At 74.2% G+C, this 16950-nt stretch carries 12 protein-coding genes and 1 tRNA gene; 7 read left to right on the forward strand and 6 right to left on the reverse strand.

The genetic code is table 11. The annotated features are described in order from the left end of the window. Positions 1-358 precede the first annotated feature (358 nt). Both ACPCUX_RS05595 and ACPCUX_RS05600 read left to right on the forward strand, forming a co-directional pair. The gene (locus ACPCUX_RS05595; protein ID WP_423388318.1) at positions 359-1111 is read left to right on the forward strand and encodes a hypothetical protein; all 753 of its coding nucleotides are present in this window, start codon (positions 359-361) and stop codon (positions 1109-1111) included. 251 nt (positions 1112-1362) lie between these two features. Then, a tRNA-OTHER gene (locus ACPCUX_RS05600) sits at positions 1363-1448 on the forward strand. A gap of 96 nt (positions 1449-1544) precedes the next feature. Here the strand turns inward: ACPCUX_RS05600 and arr are convergent. Then, complete coding sequence (arr, locus tag ACPCUX_RS05605) at positions 1545-1955, reverse strand: NAD(+)--rifampin ADP-ribosyltransferase (RefSeq protein WP_034654306.1); 411 nt, start codon at positions 1953-1955, stop codon at positions 1545-1547. A gap of 284 nt (positions 1956-2239) precedes the next feature. On the opposite strand from arr, the gene ACPCUX_RS05610 reads away from it, so the two are divergent. After that, a complete protein-coding gene (locus tag ACPCUX_RS05610; protein ID WP_051028106.1) occupies positions 2240-2869 on the forward strand; it encodes a PAS and ANTAR domain-containing protein in 630 nt (209 codons plus the stop codon). Between the two features lie 87 nt (positions 2870-2956). Here ACPCUX_RS05610 and ACPCUX_RS05615 read toward each other — a convergent pair whose 3' ends face one another. Beyond that, positions 2957-4015, reverse strand: a complete 1059-nt coding sequence (locus ACPCUX_RS05615; RefSeq protein ID WP_043654257.1) for a hypothetical protein — start codon at positions 4013-4015, stop codon at positions 2957-2959. A gap of 771 nt (positions 4016-4786) precedes the next feature. On the opposite strand from ACPCUX_RS05615, the gene ACPCUX_RS05620 reads away from it, so the two are divergent. Continuing rightward, the gene (locus ACPCUX_RS05620) at positions 4787-8824 is read left to right on the forward strand and encodes a hypothetical protein (RefSeq protein WP_423388319.1); all 4038 of its coding nucleotides are present in this window, start codon (positions 4787-4789) and stop codon (positions 8822-8824) included. Between the two features lie 24 nt (positions 8825-8848). Next, positions 8849-9127 carry a hypothetical protein gene (locus ACPCUX_RS05625; RefSeq protein ID WP_423388320.1) on the forward strand — a complete coding sequence of 93 codons (279 nt, stop codon included), beginning with the start codon at positions 8849-8851 and terminating at the stop codon, positions 9125-9127. Positions 9128-9156: 29 nt separating this feature from the next. Here the strand turns inward: ACPCUX_RS05625 and mscL are convergent, their stop codons facing one another. The 3 genes from mscL to ACPCUX_RS05640 form a co-directional block, all read right to left on the reverse strand. Then, positions 9157-9645: a large conductance mechanosensitive channel protein MscL gene (mscL, locus tag ACPCUX_RS05630; protein WP_423388321.1), complete on the reverse strand. Its 489-nt coding sequence runs from the start codon at positions 9643-9645 to the stop codon at positions 9157-9159. Positions 9646-9775: 130 nt separating this feature from the next. Then, the gene (locus ACPCUX_RS05635) at positions 9776-10501 is read right to left on the reverse strand and encodes an SAF domain-containing protein (RefSeq protein WP_423388322.1); all 726 of its coding nucleotides are present in this window, start codon (positions 10499-10501) and stop codon (positions 9776-9778) included. Between the two features lie 184 nt (positions 10502-10685). After that, entirely contained in the window at positions 10686-10988 is a 303-nt protein-coding gene (locus ACPCUX_RS05640; RefSeq protein ID WP_423388323.1) for an FmdB family zinc ribbon protein, read from the reverse strand. Positions 10989-11277: 289 nt separating this feature from the next. On the opposite strand from ACPCUX_RS05640, the gene ACPCUX_RS05645 reads away from it, so the two are divergent. After that, positions 11278-13821 (forward strand): penicillin acylase family protein, encoded by a 2544-nt coding sequence (locus ACPCUX_RS05645; protein WP_423388333.1) that lies wholly within the window; start codon positions 11278-11280, stop codon positions 13819-13821. Positions 13822-13878: 57 nt separating this feature from the next. On the opposite strand, the gene ACPCUX_RS05650 is transcribed toward ACPCUX_RS05645, so the two are convergent. After that, the gene (locus ACPCUX_RS05650) at positions 13879-14511 is read right to left on the reverse strand and encodes a 5-formyltetrahydrofolate cyclo-ligase (protein ID WP_034654285.1); all 633 of its coding nucleotides are present in this window, start codon (positions 14509-14511) and stop codon (positions 13879-13881) included. A gap of 180 nt (positions 14512-14691) precedes the next feature. Here ACPCUX_RS05650 and ACPCUX_RS05655 point away from each other — a divergent pair, with 180 nt between their 5' ends. Continuing rightward, positions 14692-16932, forward strand: a complete 2241-nt coding sequence (locus tag ACPCUX_RS05655; protein WP_423388324.1) for an NTP transferase domain-containing protein — start codon at positions 14692-14694, stop codon at positions 16930-16932. The last annotated feature ends 18 nt before the right edge of the window (positions 16933-16950 follow it).

Genomic DNA, 16950 nt, shown 5'->3' on the forward strand with positions numbered 1-16950 from the left:
ACAGTAGGGCGCGGAACGCTTGTGAGGGTAGGGCCTTTCGGCACATTCACCCGCCCGCAACGATGGGCGGAGCGCCACGCCCGGGACGTCTGCGCAGGGCAAGGGCGATCCAGTGGACCCGATATTTGATACGAGCATGGCTGTGAGCCGGGTCAGGGAACCCAGTCGCAGTCAATAGACCGGGAACCCGCCCACGCGTAGGCAAACATCCCCCGACAATATCCAACGTATTGCCACCGCACAATGGCGCGGTGGTGTAACGGCGGGATGGCCAACACGCAAAGTGTAAACGTGTAAAACAGCCGCCAGCAGTACAAGTGAGACACCCCGCACGGGGCTAGCGAAAGGACGAACGATCATGTCGAAGTCGAAGACCAGTGGCGGCCCAGGCACCAACCAGTACAAGGTGCAGCCCGGTGGGAAAACACAGGACGAGCACGCACCACAGCCTGGTGGAACCAGCGCGCTGGCCCCGGACGAGCCCCTTGCTGGAACGCCTGAGCACTCTTCCGGGTTCGCAGTCGTCGGCTGGGACGCCCAAGCCGCGTCCGCGGCCCTAAGCCGCCTGGAGTCCATGGAAGCCGGGTATGGGTATCGAGACGAAGGAGCTGAAGAAGAAGCGCTCTGGGCGCTCGGCGATGGCGACCCGTACTGGGATCACCCGACCGCTGGCGACGGCCCTGATCCCGCGCCTGTCGATGACGGGACCGTGCTGAGGTTCGCGGAGTGGGTGTCCGACAACCGTGCCGCCGTCGCGCGGTACGAGTCCGCACGGGCGGAAGGCGGTTGGAGCCAGGAGGCGACGGCCGCGGACCTTGCCGAGCGGTGGTGGTCAGAGAACCACCGCAGTGGGTCCTTCACGAAGGACATGCCGCCGATCGCTGTCATGGAGGATCGTGTAGAACGGGCGGCGGTCCACCCCATCGGCAGCGGTGGCAATCTCGCCCGGTTCGCAGTGACCGTAGAGAGGGCGAAAGCCGAACTGAAGGCCGTGGAAGCGCTCGAAGACCTTGGAGGCACCGTCCGATGCCTATGCTACGGCGCGGACGACGTAACCGACCAGAAGTGCCCCTGGTGCCGCGCCAGGGACGCTCGGGACCATGACGGTTGACAGGACCGGTCCGCTTCTGCGCACACCAGTGACGACCCCAAGGCGCCCGCTCCACGACAACGGGCCTCTCTGGTAGTGATGGATGTCGTTTGCAGACACATGTCGAAGAGGTTGTTCTGTGGTGGTTGGTTGGTTACGGGCGCTTGGTGTTGTTCAGGACTTTCGCCCTGTACGAAACCGTCCCAAACCATGACGAAGCAGGGCAGATTGGCGGGGTTCCGGGGCTCCCCCAAACCTCCCTGGGCGCTATAGCGGGTCTATGCTGACCTGCGAAGACGCCCGCTCTAGTGGAGAACTCCTAAAGCGGGTGTCGCCAGTTCGAATCTGGCCAGGCGCACCGAGCAGGACAGAGGTCGAACGCCCGTCACCGACCCTGGCAGGTGTGCGCGTGCTGCGGGACGTCGGCCCGGTCGTCATCCGCACCACGCTCTGGTCAGTTGATGATCTCGCCGCGCTCCTCGGTCCGCAGAGCCGCGAGGCGCGCGCGCCAGCTAGCGAGCTCCTCGGGGCTCAGGCGTGGCCACTCGGCGACCTCACGGACCACCCGCAGGGGCGCGCTGCTCCGGTAGGACCGCGTGGGGTTGCCCGGGAACTTCTTGTCGGTGACGTTCGGGTCGTCCTCGAACGGGCCGGTCGGCTCGACCTCGTAGACACGCGGGGCGGCGTCGCGGGCCGCCAGCTCGGCGGCGAGCGCGGCGCCGCCGACGAGCGCGGTGAAGTAGACGTGGTTCATGACGATCTCGGGCCGGTAGTTCGACCGGAACCCCGCGGTCAGCAGATCACCTGCCCGCAGGTCGGCCTTCGTCCCGTGGAAGAACGGTCCCTCGTCCGGCACGTGGTTCACCCGCTCAAGGTAGACAGGCCGGGGGCCCGGTCGTGTGCCTGCGGCGCGACGTCTCGCGGAGCCCGCCTGGGCGGCAGCCTCTGGCCGAGCACTGCTCGGTCAGAGGCGCACCGGCTGCGGGCTTCTTCACGGGCCGGTGCCCCCTGCGGCACCTCGGCCGCAAGGACACCCTAAGAACCGTCTCCCCGTGCTCGCCACCTGTCGGACTTCACGGTTCGGGAGTACGGTCGAAGGGTTGAGTCTGGACCTGGCTCCTCATCCTCTGGAGAAGACGGAGCACCGACATGTCCGTAGACGACCATGCCATCGACCCATCCCTGACCCGCGAGACGGGCCAGAAGATCGGCCAGTACCGCCTCGACCTGAAGACCGGCACCTGGTGGTGGTCGTCGGAGACGTACCGGGTCCACGGGTTCGAGCCGGGCGACGTGGTGCCGACCACCGAGCTCGTCCTGGCGCACAAGCATCCCGACGACCGCGAGCACGTCCGTGCGGTCCTCGACCACGCCGAGGCCACGGGCGAGCCCTTCTCGAGCGTGCACCGCATCATGGACGCCCACGGCGTCGAGCGGTACGTCGTCCTCGTGGGGCAGGGGCGCCGGGACCGCGAGTCGGGTGAGGTCGTCGAGCTGCTGGGCTACTTCGTCGACATCACGACGACGGTCGCGGGGCGCGCGCAGGAGCGTGCGCGCCGGGACATCACCGCGGCGGCCGAGGGTCGTGGCCCGATCGAGCAGGCCAAGGGCATCCTCATCGCCGCGCACGGCGTGAGCGCCGACGAGGCGTTCGCCCGCCTCAAGCAGGTCTCGAACGACAAGAACGTCCGCCTGCGCGAGCTCGCGTCCGTCGTCGTCGACGAGGCGGGACGCGCCGGCGGGGACTGCGCCGAGCGCATCGACGCGATCCTGCGGTAGGCGCCGCAGACGCGAGAGCCCCGCACTCCCGGACGGGACTGCGGGGCTCTCGCGCGTGCGGACGCGGTCGGGTCGCCCCCGGTCCGGCTAGGCCGACGCGGGCGTCGGGGCGGGCGCGCTACCGGGCGTCGACGGCGTCGGCGCGGTCCCGGTGCTCCCGTCGCCCGTGCCGGTCTCCGCCTCGGACTCGGTACCGCCGCCGGTGCCCCCGGCCCCCTCGCCCGGGCCCGTCGAGGGCGTCGGGGCGGGTTCCTCCGGCGTCGTCGGGTCGGGGGTGGGGTCCACGGTCGGCTCCGGGGTGGGCGTGGGCGTGCTGGACGGCTCGTCGGACGGCGTCGTCGACGGCGAGGGGCTCGGGCCCGGCGTCGGCACGGTCGCGGGGCCCTGCGAGGGCGTGCTGGGCGCCGGCGTCGTCGGGTCCTCGGTGCTCGGGGTCCGCTGGTGGCTGATCGTCGTGCCCGACCCCTCGACGCCGCGGACGGCGTCCGCGAGGGGCTTGCCGAGGACGAGCTCGACGACGAGGACCACGCCCATCACGGCGACGAACAGCGCGAGCGCCGTCACGGTGAGCACGCGGCCGCGCCCGTACCGGTCGATGAGCCGCAGCCAGCGGTTCTGCCCACCCTCGGAGTCGTCCGTCCCGGCCGCCCCGGCCGCCTCGCCGTCGGCCCCTGCCGAGCCGACCGCGGTGGCCACCGCCGTCTCGACGCTGTCCGCCCGCGCGTCGGGCTCGACGGCCCCGCGAGGCACCGACGCGACCGCCGTGGTGGTGCGGGTACGGGTGGTGCCCGTGCCTGCGGTGGCCTGCACGACCTTGCCGACGACGGGCACGAGCTGCTCGCGCGTCTTCTGGATCGAGCGCGTGTAGACGTAGTTCGCGACGACGGTCAGCGCGCTGGCGATGCCGGCGCCGATGATCGTCCCGGCGGTCCCGAAGTAGGACAGGAGCACGGTGGTGCTCACCGCGGCGAGGGCGCTGGCGATGACCTGGGTGAGCGAGAGGCGGGCCGGGGCCTCGCGCTCCTTCTCGGGAGCCGGCTCCGCGGTGGTGCGTCCCGCGGGGTGTCCGGCGTCGGGGCCGGGCTCGTCGCGCGGGACGCGCGGGGCGTCGCGGTCGAGGCGGGGGTTCTCGGAGGGCGTGGTCACGTGGTGCTGGTTTCCGGTCGTCGGCGGGCTGGTCCGCCCGCCGCCACCGGCCGTGACGGCCGCGCGCCAGGGACCGGCGTCGGGCCACGGGCGTCCTTCCACGGTAGGACGTCCGTGTGGACCTCGCTCACGGGGGCCGTGCCCGGCCCTCAGAGGAACCGGGAAGATCCTGTGACGCCGCCGGTCAGCGCCCCGGACGCCGCACCCGCCGGACCCCAAGCGCCCCTGGTGCGCCGGACGGCGGGGAGGGTCGTATCCTGCCGGGAGTCGTCATGATCGTGCGGCGGCCGCCGAGCAGGGCGCCGTGTGATGCGCACCACACGGTTCGACGGCGGGCCGGCGGCCTGAGACCCGCGGAATGCCGCGCCTTCTGGTGGACGCCCGTCCAGGTCGTTCTCAGGCGTTTGTGCGGCTCGCCGGGTAGTCGTGCGTCCAGGGCCCCGAGCCGTGTTGACGCCTGGGCTGCGCGCCGTGCAAGATAGTTCTCGACAGCGCGCATCGCCTGCCCCCTGCGCGGTGCGCGCTGTTTCACACTTCTCCGGGAGAACATCTCGGAATTGCTCGGAAACGACGGCCTCGGAACACGAATTCTCGTGATCCGAGGCCGTTCGTCGTTCTCGCGCCGGCCCGCGCCCAGGTGTGGTCGCGGCCCGGCGCCGTGCGGCGCAGCGGGTCGCGTCCTCCCCGGCGCGCCGCGTCGAGCGGCGGGAGGCGGACGGTTAGCGTCGGAGGGTGAATGCCGCAGCCCGCACCAGCTCAGCCGCCCGGAGCGTGGCCGATCCTGCTCGGCTGCCCTCGACCCCTCCCGGCGGGACCGACCAGCCCGACGCCGAGGCCGCCGACGTGATGCCGTCGCGCCCCGTGCTCGTGCCCGAGCCCACGACGTCCGACCTCGTCGAGGAGGCGGTCGCCCGCTGGCGCGCCGGGCTCGTCGAGCTCGCCGGAGGGTCGTCGCTCGCCGACGTCTCCCTCCTCGGCGACGCCGTCGTCGACCTCACCGCCGCGCACCCCTCCGGCGTCGCCCAGCTCTTCGCGGGGCGGCCGACCCGGTTGTCGAACCTCTTCCGGGAGGGCGGCTCCCTGCCCGCCGCCCGCCGGCGGGCGCGCGCCGTCGTCGTGCGGGCCGCCGAGCACGCGCAGCGCTACGGCGTCGCCCCCACGTACCTCGCGATCGGCGTGGCGACCTGGACCCAGAGCCCGACGGCGCCCCTCGCCGAGGACGACGTCGCGGCGCTCGCCCGCGTCGCCGGCCGCGCGCCCACGGTGGTGCCCGCTGACGGGGACGCGAGCGGCCCGACGGACGTCGAGCCCGCGGCGTCGGCACCCGACGCCGCCGACGCGCTGCTCACGCGCCCCGGCGACCCGTCCGACGGCGTGCCGGGCCCCGAGGAGGAGCCCGCACCCCGGACGGTGCGCGCGCCCGTCCTGCTGCGCCCGCTCACCGTCACGCCCCGGGGCGACGGCGAGACGGACTACGAGCTCACGCTCGAGCCCACCGCCGAGATCAACCCGCTCCTCGCGCGCACCCTCCGGGCGCACGGCGCGCTCCTCGACCCCGTGACCCTGGCGCGGTCCACGTTCACCGGCGCGGGCTTCGACCCGGGCGACGCGACCCGGCGGATCGCGGCCCTCGGGCAGGCGGTCCTCGACGACTTCGACCTCACCCACCGGGTCCTCGTCGGCACGTTCGTGCACCCGGGCCAGGTGCTGGTCGACGACCTCGACGAGCTCGCCCCCGCGCTCGAGCGGCACGAGGTCGTCGCCGCGCTCGCCGGGGACGAGCGGTCCGCCGCCGCGCTGCGGGCCGACCTCCCGGCACCGCGCGTCGGCGACGCCGACCCCGTGCTCGAGCGCGGCGCGGGCGACCTCGACCCGTCCCAGCGGCACGTCGTCGACGTCCTCGCGAGCGGCTCGCACCTGTTCGTCGACGCCCCCACCGGGTCCGACGTCGCCGGCACGCTCGCCGCCGTCGTCGCCGAGGCCGCGGCGTCGGGACGCCACGTCCTCTACGTGCCGGGCCACCGCCGCGCCGCCGACGCACTCCTCGCCCGTCTCGACGCGCTGGGCCTCGACGGGCTCGCGCTCGACGTCGCCCCCGAGCCGACGTGGCGCGAGACCGCCTCGCACCGGCTGCTCGCCGCGATGGCGACCGAGCCGGAGCCGGTCGAGGACGACGACCTCGTGCGCACGCGCGACGCCCTGCTCGGTGCACGCGCCCGGCTCGCGGGGTACATCGAGGCGCTGCACCTCGTGCGCGACCCGTGGGGCGTGTCGGCGTACGACGCGCTCCAGGCCCTCGCGCGGCTCACCGCCGAGCGCCCGGCGCCGGACACGCGGGTGCGGCTCACGACCGAGGTCGTGCTCGCCGTCGGGCCGCAGCGCGAGCGGGTCGCCGCCGAGCTGCGCGAGGCCGCGATGCTCGGCGCCTTCACCGCCCGCGCGACGTCGACCCCTTGGTACGGCGCGGCACTCACCACGCCGCAGGAGGCGCACGACGCCCTCGTGCGCGTGGAGCGGCTGCGCGCCCACACGCTGCCGCAGCTGCGCGCGCAGGTCGAGCAGGTCGCGGAGCGCACCGGGCTCACGACCGCGACGACGCTCCGCCAGTGGGGCGACCAGCTCACCATGCTCGGCGGGATGCGGGGCACGCTCGACGTGTTCCAGCCGCTCATCTTCGAGCGCACCGCGCAGGACTTGGTGGAGGCCACCGCGACGAAGCAGTGGCGCGAGCAGCACGGGATCGAGATGGGCTGGTTCGCGCGTCGCCGGCTGCGCCGTCAGGCACGCGACATGGTGCGGCCGGGCGTCCGCGTGCCCGACCTGCACGCCGCGCTCGTCGAGGTCCAGGCGCAGCGCGCCGTCTGGCAGGAGCAGTGCCCCCGTGGCGGCTGGCCCGTGCTGCCCGAGGGGCTGTCGGCCATCGAGGACACGCACGAGGCCGTCCGCATCGACGCCGAGGAGCTGGAGCCGGTGCTCGCGGGCACGCCTGCGGGCGGCGGGCTGCTCGACATGCCGCTCGACGCGCTCGCCGCCCGCCTCGACGCGCTCGCGGAGGACGCCGCCGCGCTCGACGCGCTCCCGGCGCGGACCGCGATCCAGCACCGGCTCACCGACCTCGGCCTCGGCGAGCTCCTCACCGACCTCGCGGCGCGCCGCGTCGAGCCCGACGAGGTGGGCCCCGAGCTCGAGCTCGCCTGGTGGAGCTCGGTGTTCGAGCAGATCCTCGCGCAGGACCAGGCGCTCGCCGGGCAGGACGGCGCGGGCCTCGACGCGCTCGCGCGCAGGTTCCGCGAGCTCGACCGCGCGCACGTCGCGTCCCTCGCGGCGCCCGTCCGGGCGGCGGTCCGCGACCATCTCGGGACCGCGATGCGTGAGCACCGCGACGAGGCGGAGGCCCTCTTCACCGAGCTGCTCGAAGGGCGGCTCGTGAGCCTGCGCGAGACGGCGGAGCAGCACCCGGCCGTGCTGCGCCGGCTGCGCCCCGTGCTCGTCGCCACCCCGACGCTCGTCCCGCACCTCGTGCCGGCGACCCGCACCGTCGACCTCGTGGTGCTCGACGCGATCGAGCACACGCCCGTCGAGCTCGTGCTGTCGGCGCTCGCGCGCGGGCGCCAGGTCGTCGCCGTCGGCGACCCGCGGGCGGCGTCCACGGACACCGTGCGCGAGCTCGCCGAGCTCCTGCCCACGGTCGCGCTGCTCGCCGACGGCTCGCGACGCGACCCGTTCGTCACCACGTTCCTCGCCGAGCACGGCTACGCGGGCGTCCTGCGCCCGTCGCCGCTGCCGCGCGCGGAGGTCCTCGTCCAGCTCGACGTCGTCGACGGCGCCGGGATGCCCGACACGGCGTCCGGCGCGGTCGAGAGCACACAGGCCGAGGTCGACCGCGTCGTCGAGGTCGCGATCGAGCACGCGCTCACCCGGCCGGACGAGTCCCTCGCGATCGTCACCGTCACGCCCCTGCACGCCGACCGCATCCGCGACGCGCTCCTCGTCGAGGTCCGGCAGAACCCGGCGCTCGCCGGGTTCTTCTCCGGCGCCCGCGCGGAGCCGGTCGTCGTCGCGGACGTCTCCGGCGTCGCCGGGCTCGTGCGCGACACGATCGTGCTGTCCGTCGGCTTCGGGAAGACGCCGCACGGCCGCGTGCTGCACCGGTTCGGCATCCTCAACACCCCGGGCGCCGAGGCCATGCTGCTCGACGCCGTCGGGGCGACGCGGCGGCGTCTCCACGTCGTCTCGTGCTTCACGGCAGGTGACCTCGACCCCGAGCGACTGCGCGGCGCGGGCGCCCGGCTGCTCGCCGAGGTGCTCGACCTGGCCGAGCAGCGCAGTGGCGCCGCCGACCAGGTCACGCTAGGCAACGGCGTCGACCTCGGCGGCAGCCCCGACCGGCTCGTCCTGGACCTCGCCGAGCGGCTCTGGCGCGCGGGGCTCGTCGTCGAGACCGACTACGGCATCGGCGACGGCGACCGCATCCCGCTCGTCGTCGGCCACCCGGACCTGCCCGGCGAGCTCCTCGTCGCCGTGCTCACCGACGACGCGGCCTACGTCGCCGAGCGCAGCGTCCGCGTGCGCGACCGGCAGGTCGCCGAGCGGCTCGAGCGCATCGGCTGGACGGTCGCGCAGGTCTGGTCCGCCGCCGCGTTCCTCGACCCCGCCAAGGAGGCCGAGCGCATCCGGCGGGTCGTGCAGGCCGTGCGCGACGCGCGGCTCCCGGAGACGGGCGGCGTCGCGCAGACGGGCGGGGGCGACAGGATCGTCGTCGTGCCGGTGATCGACGACGACGAGCAGCACGGCGACGAGGACCTGTAGCCCGCCGGTGGGACCATGGGACGCGTGAGCACGACCGCCGACCCGAGCCCCGACCCGCGGCACCTGCCCGACGACGCGCGTGACCGTCCCGAGCCCGAGGCCGAGCCCGAGGCCGAGACCGGGCGCCGTCGGCGTCCGCGGCGGGCCGTGCGGCGGGGGACCGAGAGCACGGTGGTGCCCGGCACGAGCGCCGACGAGCGGGCCGAGGGCTGGGGCGACGAGTCAGCCCCCCGCCGCGGCGCGCCGGGCGAGAACGACGACCGCCTGCTGGGCGACGTACCGCCCCACTACGGGCGCCACTGACGGCTCGCCGGGCGACCGGCTGAGCGGCGTCAGAGGTGCCGCGGGGGCGTCGGCCCGCCGGGCGTCGTCCCGCCGGGCGCCGCGCCGGGGCCGCTGCCGGCCTGGGCGGCGAGGAGGTCGCGGATCTCCTGGAGCACGCGCACGTCCTCGGCAGGTGCCTCGGGCTCGGGCTCCTCGTCCTTCTTGCGGCGCTCCGCGAGCTTGTTCATCGGCAGGACGATGACGAAGTAGAGGGCGATGGCGATGATGAGGAACTGGAGGATCGCGTTGAGGACCCCGCCGACGGAGATGACGGAGGGCGGGATGTCCTTCGCCTCGTTCCCCGCGCGCAGCGTGATGTCCCACAGGCCGGTGAGGTCGGGCTTGCCGAAGATCGCCCCGATGAGGGGGTTGATGAAGTCCTCGACGATCGCCGTGACGACGCCGGAGAACGCGGCCCCGATGACGACGCCGACCGCCAGGTCGATCGCGTTGCCCCGGAGCACGAACTCCTTGAACCCTTGGAACACGCCCTTCATGTGCTGCTTCCCTCTCCTGTCGACGGGCACGCGTGGCGGCGGCGCCACCAGACGTGCACGCGCGATCCTGCCAACGGGCGCGGCGAGCGGCAACGGCTTCGCCCGGCGGGTCGGCGGTCTCGTGGTGTCGTCACGGGACCAGGACGGCCGTGACGGGGGCGTGCCCGGTCCGTGCCGCCAGCCGGACGGCCTCCTCGGGGCGTACCGCGACGAGCGTCACGACGTCGGAGCCTGACCCACCGGTGCCGAGCAGGCCGCCGCCGTCGTCGGGCTCGGGTGCCGGCACGACGACCGCGGCGCGGGCCAGGTACGGGTCGTCCGGGGGAGCGGACCCCGTCTCCGCGGGTTCCGTGGGCGCCGGGGCGAGCGCGGGGTCGCCCGCGGCCAGCAGGTCGACGCGGTCACCCGGCCCGAGGAGCGCGGCGACGCCCGGGTCGAGCCGGACGGGCGCGACCACGGTCCCGTCGGGCGCCCCGGCGGCGAGCTCTCCTCCCGCGACGAGGCCGTCCTGGAGGAGCGTGCCTTCCGGCAGGGCGACGGTCGCGCGGCGTCCGACGACGTCGTCGGCCCGGGCCGGTGCCCCGGCGGGCAGGAGGGAGGCCGGGACGTGGTCCACCCGCACGTCGGGTGCCGCGAGCGTGGTGCCGGGCGGCACCGCGCGGGCCGTCACGACGGCGGGAGCCGTCGGCGGGGGCGGGGGCCGCAGCGCGCCGACGACGACCGACGCGGCGAGCCCGCAGCACAGCGCGGCGACCACGAACCGGGACCGCCCCCACAGGCCGTGCAGCAGCCGCCGCCGGGCGGCGGCGCGGCCGGGGTGGGCTGACGGGCCGGGCGGGCGGGAGGAGCGAGGCATGGCGCGACGGTAGCCGCGCGCGGCGGGCCGGTGGCCGCGGTGCGCGGCGGTCTGTGGACGACGCGGCGCGCGGCCCGCGCACCGTGAGCCGGCCGACCCGCTGTGGTCGGCCGCGCACCGGTGCGGCGCCGACGCCGGAGCCCGGGCGCGTCAGGGGCGAGCGACCCGGCGGCGCCGCGTCAGGTCAGGACGACGCGGCAGAGCTGCTCGACGCGCCGCCCGAGCTCGTGCCGCCCGACGACGAGGACGACGACGAGGACGACGACGCGCTGGACGTCGAGGCGGCGGGCGCCGTCGACGTCTTCCCGCCGGACCGCGAGTCCGTGCGGTAGAAGCCGGAGCCCTTGAACGTCACGCCCACGGAGGAGAACACCTTGCGCAGGCGGCCCGAGCACTCGGGGCACACCGTGAGGGCGTCGTCGCTGAACGACTGGTGGATGTCGAAGGCGTGACCGCAGGCGGTGCAGGTGTAGGCGTAGGTGGGCACGGGTTCTCCTCGTTCACGAGACGGCCGTCGAGGCGGCCACCGGCGGGTCGGGATCGGGACGGTCTCGGCCTGGTCGACGGTGTCAACACCGCCTGGCACTCGAAACTTCCGAGTGCTAATCATACGCGGACCGGCGCCCGGGCAGGGCCGGGGTAGTCTCGCATCCGTGTCTGCGCACGAACCCGCCGAGGCCCCCGCCGGTGACCCCGCCACCGGTGCCGACCCCGCGACCCCGGGCGAGGCTGCGGCCCCGCCGCGGCGCCGTCGCCGGTCCGCGCGCCGGCGCGTCCTGATCGGCGTGGCGGCGCTGCTCGTCGTCGCGCTCGTCGCGGGTGCCGCGTTCGTCGTGGTCACCGTCCGGCGCCCGCTCCCGCAGGCGTCCGGCGAGATCTCCGTGCCCGGCCTCGGCAGCGAGGTGACCGTGCTGCGCGACGCCCAGGGCGTGCCGCAGATCTACGCCGACACCCCCGAGGACCTCTTCCGCGCCCAGGGCTACGTCCAGGCGCAGGACCGCTTCTTCGAGATGGACTACCGCCGGCACGTCACGTCGGGGCGGCTCGCCGAGCTCGTCGGCGACAACCCGGACGCGATCGCCGCCGACACCGTGACGCGCACGTTCGGCTGGCGCCAGGTCGCGGAGGAGGAGTGGGACGTCGTCTCCCCCGAGACGAAGGCGTACCTCCAGGCGTACGCGGAGGGCGTGAACGCCTACCTGGAGAACCGCAGCCCGTCGGAGATCGCGCTCGAGTACACGGTGCTCGGGCTGCAGGTCGACGTCGCCGAGCCCGAGCCCTGGGACCCGGTCGACTCGCTCGCATGGCTCAAGGCGATGGCCTGGGACCTGCGCGGCAACTACGACGACGAGCTCGACCGCGCGCTGGCCTACGGCACGCTCCAGGACACGGCGCGCGTCGCGGAGCTGTTCCCCGCCTACCCGTCCGAGCTCAACGCGCCGATCCTCGACCCCGGCGAGCTCGAGAACCCGCAGCAGGTCGCGCTCGACCTGGGCCCGCAGGCCCGCGCCGAGTACGGCTCCGACCACCTCCAGGCCGCGCTCGAGGCCGCGGACCGCGCGCTCGGCGCCGTCCCCGTGCTGATCGGGCGCGGCGAGGGCACCGGCTCGAACTCGTGGGTCGTCTCCGGCGAGCACACGGCGTCGGGCAAGCCGATCCTCGCGAACGACCCGCACCTCGCCCTCGGGGCGCCCGGCATCTGGGCGCAGGTCGGGCTGCACTGCAACGAGGTCTCCCCGGCGTGCGGGTTCGACGTCGCGGGCTTCTCGTTCGCCGGCTTCCCCGGCGTGGTCATCGGGCACAACGCCCAGCTCGCCTGGGGCCTGACGAACATGGGCGCCGACGTCACCGACTTCTTCGTCGAGCGCGTGCGCGACGACACCTACCTGCGCGGCGACGAGTGGGTCCCGCTGGAGACCCGCACCGAGACGCTGCGCGTCGCCGGGGGCGACGACGTCGAGATCGAGGTCCGCTCGACGCTCCACGGGCCGATCGTCTCCGAGGCGATCCCGGCGACGGACGCGGCCGTCGACACGCCCGCCCTGGACACGCGGCTGGGGGAGTACGCCGTCGCGCTCCAGTGGACCGCGCTCGATCCGGGCCGCACCGCCGACGCCGTCTTCGCGTTCAACCTCGCGCAGGACGCCGAGGACATGCAGGCGGCCGCCGCGCTCTTCGAGGTGCCGGCCCAGAACATCGTCTTCGCGACCGCGGACGGCCACATCGGCTACCAGGCGCCCGGGAAGATCCCCGTGCGCCAGGCGGTCCCCGACGCCGAGGTGCCCTCCGACGGCACGTGGCCGCGCGACGGCTCCGACGAGCGCTACGACTGGCAGGGCTACGTCCCCAGCGAGCAGATGCCGCGCGTCGTGGACCCGGCCGAGGGCTTCATCGTGGCCGCCAACCAGGCGGTGCTGCCGGACGGCGTCGCGCCGTTCCTCACGACCGACTGGGACTACGGGTACCGCTCGCAGCGCATCCGCCAGCTCCTGGAGGCCGAGATCTCGGCCGGGCGCACGGTGGACGTCGACACGATGAACGAGATCCAGGTCGACGACCGCAGCCCGTACGCCGAGGTGCTCGTCCAGCCCCTGCTCGAGCAGGAGATCGACGACGACTTCGCCGCCGAGGGCCAGCAGCTCCTCGCGGACTGGGACTACCGGACCGACACCGACTCCGCCGCGGCGGCGTACTTCGCGGCCGTGTGGCGGAACCTGCTCCAGCTCACCTTCTGGGACGACCTGCCCGAGTCGGCGCGGCCGGGTGGCGGCAGCCGCTGGCTCGCCGTCGTGCAGAACCTCCTCGAGAACCCGACCGACCCGTTCTGGGACGACCGCCAGACGGTCAGCGTCGTCGAGACGCGCGACGAGGTGCTCACGCAGGCGCTCGTCTCCGCGCGCCTCGACCTCACCGTCGAGCAGAGCAAGCAGCCGTCGGACTGGGCGTGGGGCAAGATCCACGTGCTCGCCCTCAAGCACCCTGTGCTGGGCGGCGAGTCGGTCCCGGGGCCGGTGCGCGACTACGTCAACCCGACCCCGGTCGGCATGCCCGGTGGGTCGTCGATCGTCAACGCGACCGCGTGGGACGCCGCGTCCGGGTCGTTCGACGTGACGGCCGGGCCGTCGATGCGCATGGTCGTCGACCTCGGCGACCTCGACCGCTCGACGTGGGTGACCGTCACGGGCACCTCCGGGCACCCGGCGTCGAAGCACTACGCGGACCAGCTGAAGACGTGGTCCCGCGGCGAGACGTACGCGTGGCCGTTCTCCACCGAGGCGGTCGCCGAGGCGAGCAAGGACGAGCTCACCCTCGTGCCGTAGCGGAGCCGCCGGCGCGTCCGCCCCGTGCGCGGGCGCGGTGGCGGACGGCGCGGCTCGCTACGGCAGCCAGCGCCAGCCGAGGGGCGTCGCGACGGCGTCGACCGTGCGGTCGTGCGGCTCGACCGGCAGCGGTCGGTCGCTCGCGTCGTAGACCTCCTCCGGGAACACGACGGCCACGACCTTGGTGCCGGGGCGCACGTGCTCGAGCGCGCGGTCGTACCACCCGCCGCCCTGGCCGAGCCGGACGCCGCGCGAGTCGACGGCGAGCGCGGGCGCGACGACGACGTCGGCCTCGGCGATGGCCTCCGGACCCAGGGTCGGGGTGCCGGGCTCGGGCGGGCGCCCGGGCGCGCGGACCTGGAGGTCGGCGGGCCCGTCGTAGACCGCCCAGTCCCGCTGGAGCCCCGCGCCGAGCACGGGGAGCAGCAGGCGGACGCCGCGCGCGGCGAGGCGCTCGAGCATCGCCGACGTGCCGGGTTCACCCGGGCGCGCGGCGTAGGTCGCGACGCACGTGGCGGCGGCGACCTCGGGGATGGTCTCGACGACGTCGGCGATGGCGGCGTCCGCTTCCTTGCGGAGCCGCTCCGACCGCGCCTGACGGTGGGTGCGGATGGCCTTGCGGAGGATCTCCTTCGCGTCCTCGGCTTCGATGCTTCCGTGCAGGGGGTATGGCTGGACCGGGCCACTCATGTCCCTATTGTCACCCGGCGCGCGCGTCCGCGCCGACGCCGCGCGGGTGACCTTCGGCCCCGGAGGCCCGGAGCGGGTTCCGCGGACGCGTCCCGGGTGCCTATGATCGGAGGGAGCCAGTAGTTCGGACTCCTGACAAATGGGTCGCCGTCCGACAGAGGTGCCGACAGTGAGGACGCCATGACCGCGACGACCGCGAACCCCACCGAGACCACCCCACGAGGGGGCGCCCACCCGAGGACCGGTCGTGCCGCCGTCGTGCTCGCCGCGGGCCACGACGACGCGTCGCGCGAGCTCCTGTCGCGGCCCTTGGGCGACGCGACGGTCGTCGAGCTGGCGGTCGCGAACGTCCGCCGCGTCGTCGACGCGGGCCGCATCGTCGTGGTCGTGTCGCCCGACGACCCGACCGTGCGCGAGCTGCTCGGCGAGGACGTCGTCTACGTGGAGCAGGAGTCGCCGCTCGGCACGGGCGACGCGGTCCTCGCGGCGCGCGAGGCGGTCGCGTCGGTGCTCGGGCCGGGCGTCGACGAGCCGGTCCTCGTCGCCTACGCGGACACGCCGCTGCTGCGCTCCGAGTCGCTGCTCGGGCTGCTGACGCGCCACACCCTCACGGGCGCGGACCTGTCGCTGCTCTCCGCCGTAGTCGACGACCCGGACGGCTACGGGCGCGTGGTCCGCGCCGGGGGCGAGATCACGGCGATCCTCGAGTCGTCCGAGGTCGCCGACGCCGCGCCCGAGCCGCGCACCGAGATCAACGTGGGCGCGTACGTCGCGGCGCCCCGCCTGCTGTTCGGCGAGCTCGAGCGCATGGCGGCCGACGGCGAGCACCGGCTCACCGAGCTCGCGCGCCGCGTCATCGGGGCGGGCAAGCGCATCTCGTCCTACCGCATCGTCGACGTGGACGAGGTCCGCGGCATCAACACCCCGGACGAGCTCGCCCAGGCGGCGGACATCGTCCTCAAGCGCCTGTTCGTGCCGAAGAAGAACACGGACACGAAGATCGTGTTCGGCACCGGCGGCTGGCGCGCGGTCATCGGCGAGGGCTACACGCTCGCCAACGTGCGCCGGCTGTGCCAGGCCATCGCGAACGAGACGATCCGCCGCGGGCTGGACGGGAAGGGCGTCGTCATCGGCGGCGACCGCCGCTTCCTCTCGCGCGAGTCGGCCATCGCCGCGGCCGAGGTCTTCGCGGGCAACAACATCGCCGTGACCCTCCTGCCCGACGACGTCCCGACCCCGCTCGTGACCTTCGCCGCGCCCTACCTCGGGGCGGCCTACGGCATCATCGTCACCTCGAGCCACAACCCGCCCGAGTGGAACGGCATGAAGGTGTTCCGCCAGGACGGCTCGCTCCCGCTCGACGACGAGACGGACCGCTACCAGGACGAGGCGAACGCGCTGTCGGTCGACGACGTCATCACGCTCGACATCGACGTGGCCCGCCGCACGGGCGTCGTCGTCGACCGGTCGCTCACGGACCCGTACGTCGACGCGATCGAGCGGATCATCGACGTCGAGGCCGTGCGCGGCTCGGACCTGCAGGTCGTCGTGGACCCGATGTACGGCACGAGCCAGCTCACGCTCGGCACCATCCTGTCCGACATGCGCGTGCGGTCGGAGTTCATCCACGCGGCGCACAACCCGCTGTTCGGCGGCGTCGCGCCGGCACCGGACCTCCAGCGCCTCAGCACGCTCGTGACGATGATCCAGCAGGGCGGCGGCCGCTACGACCTCGGCATGGCGACGGACGGTGACTCGGACCGCATCGGGATCGTCGACGAGACGGGCGAGTACATCTCGACGAACGACCTGCTCCTCCTCCTGTACTGGTACCTGCACGAGGTCCGCGGGGAGAAGGGCGGCGTGGTGCGCAACCTCGCGACGACGCACCTGCTCGACCGGCTCGCGGCGCACTTCGGCGAGGAGTCGCGCGAGGTCAGGGTCGGGTTCAAGCACGTCACCGCGGGCATGGCGGAGATCGGCGCCGTGCTCGGCGGCGAGTCGTCCGGTGGCCTGACGATCCGCGGCTGGATCCTCGGCAAGGACGGCATCTTCGCGTGCGCCCTCGTGGCCGAGATGCTGGCGCGCACGGGCAAGCGGATCTCCGAGCTGCGCGCGATGCTCTACGAGATCACCGGCCGCCTGTACACGCTCGAGGCGGGCGTGCCGGCCACCCCGGAGATGCGCGTCGAGGTGCCGCGCCGGCTCGAGGCGCAGCCCCTCACGCACGTCGGGCCGTACCCGGTCGTCTCGGTCTCCCACCTGGACGGCACCAAGATCCTCCTCGAGAACGACAACTGGGCGCTCCTGCGGTTCTCCGGGACCGAGCCCGTCCTGCGCATGTTCGTCGAGGCGGACACCCCCGAGAAGGCCGCCGAGCTCCTCGAGTGGCTGCAGGGGTTCGTCACCGCCGGCGTCTGACGCCCGCGCCCCCACCCG

It is taken from the genome of Cellulosimicrobium sp. AB352 (assembly GCF_049538415.1).
Taxonomy (GTDB): domain Bacteria; phylum Actinomycetota; class Actinomycetes; order Actinomycetales; family Cellulomonadaceae; genus Cellulosimicrobium; species Cellulosimicrobium funkei.

Excerpts from the sequence above, each read along its gene's own strand:
- ACPCUX_RS05655 (WP_423388324.1), top strand. The coding sequence starts at position 14,692 with ATGACCGCGACGACCGCGAACCCCACCGAGACCACCCCACGAGGGGGC.
- ACPCUX_RS05650 (WP_034654285.1), bottom strand. The coding sequence starts at position 14,511 with ATGAGTGGCCCGGTCCAGCCATACCCCCTGCACGGAAGCATCGAAGCC.
- ACPCUX_RS05595 (WP_423388318.1), top strand. The coding sequence starts at position 359 with ATGTCGAAGTCGAAGACCAGTGGCGGCCCAGGCACCAACCAGTACAAG.
- ACPCUX_RS05635 (WP_423388322.1), bottom strand. The coding sequence starts at position 10,501 with ATGCCTCGCTCCTCCCGCCCGCCCGGCCCGTCAGCCCACCCCGGCCGC.
- ACPCUX_RS05610 (WP_051028106.1), top strand. The coding sequence starts at position 2,240 with ATGTCCGTAGACGACCATGCCATCGACCCATCCCTGACCCGCGAGACG.
- mscL (WP_423388321.1), bottom strand. The coding sequence starts at position 9,645 with ATGAAGGGCGTGTTCCAAGGGTTCAAGGAGTTCGTGCTCCGGGGCAAC.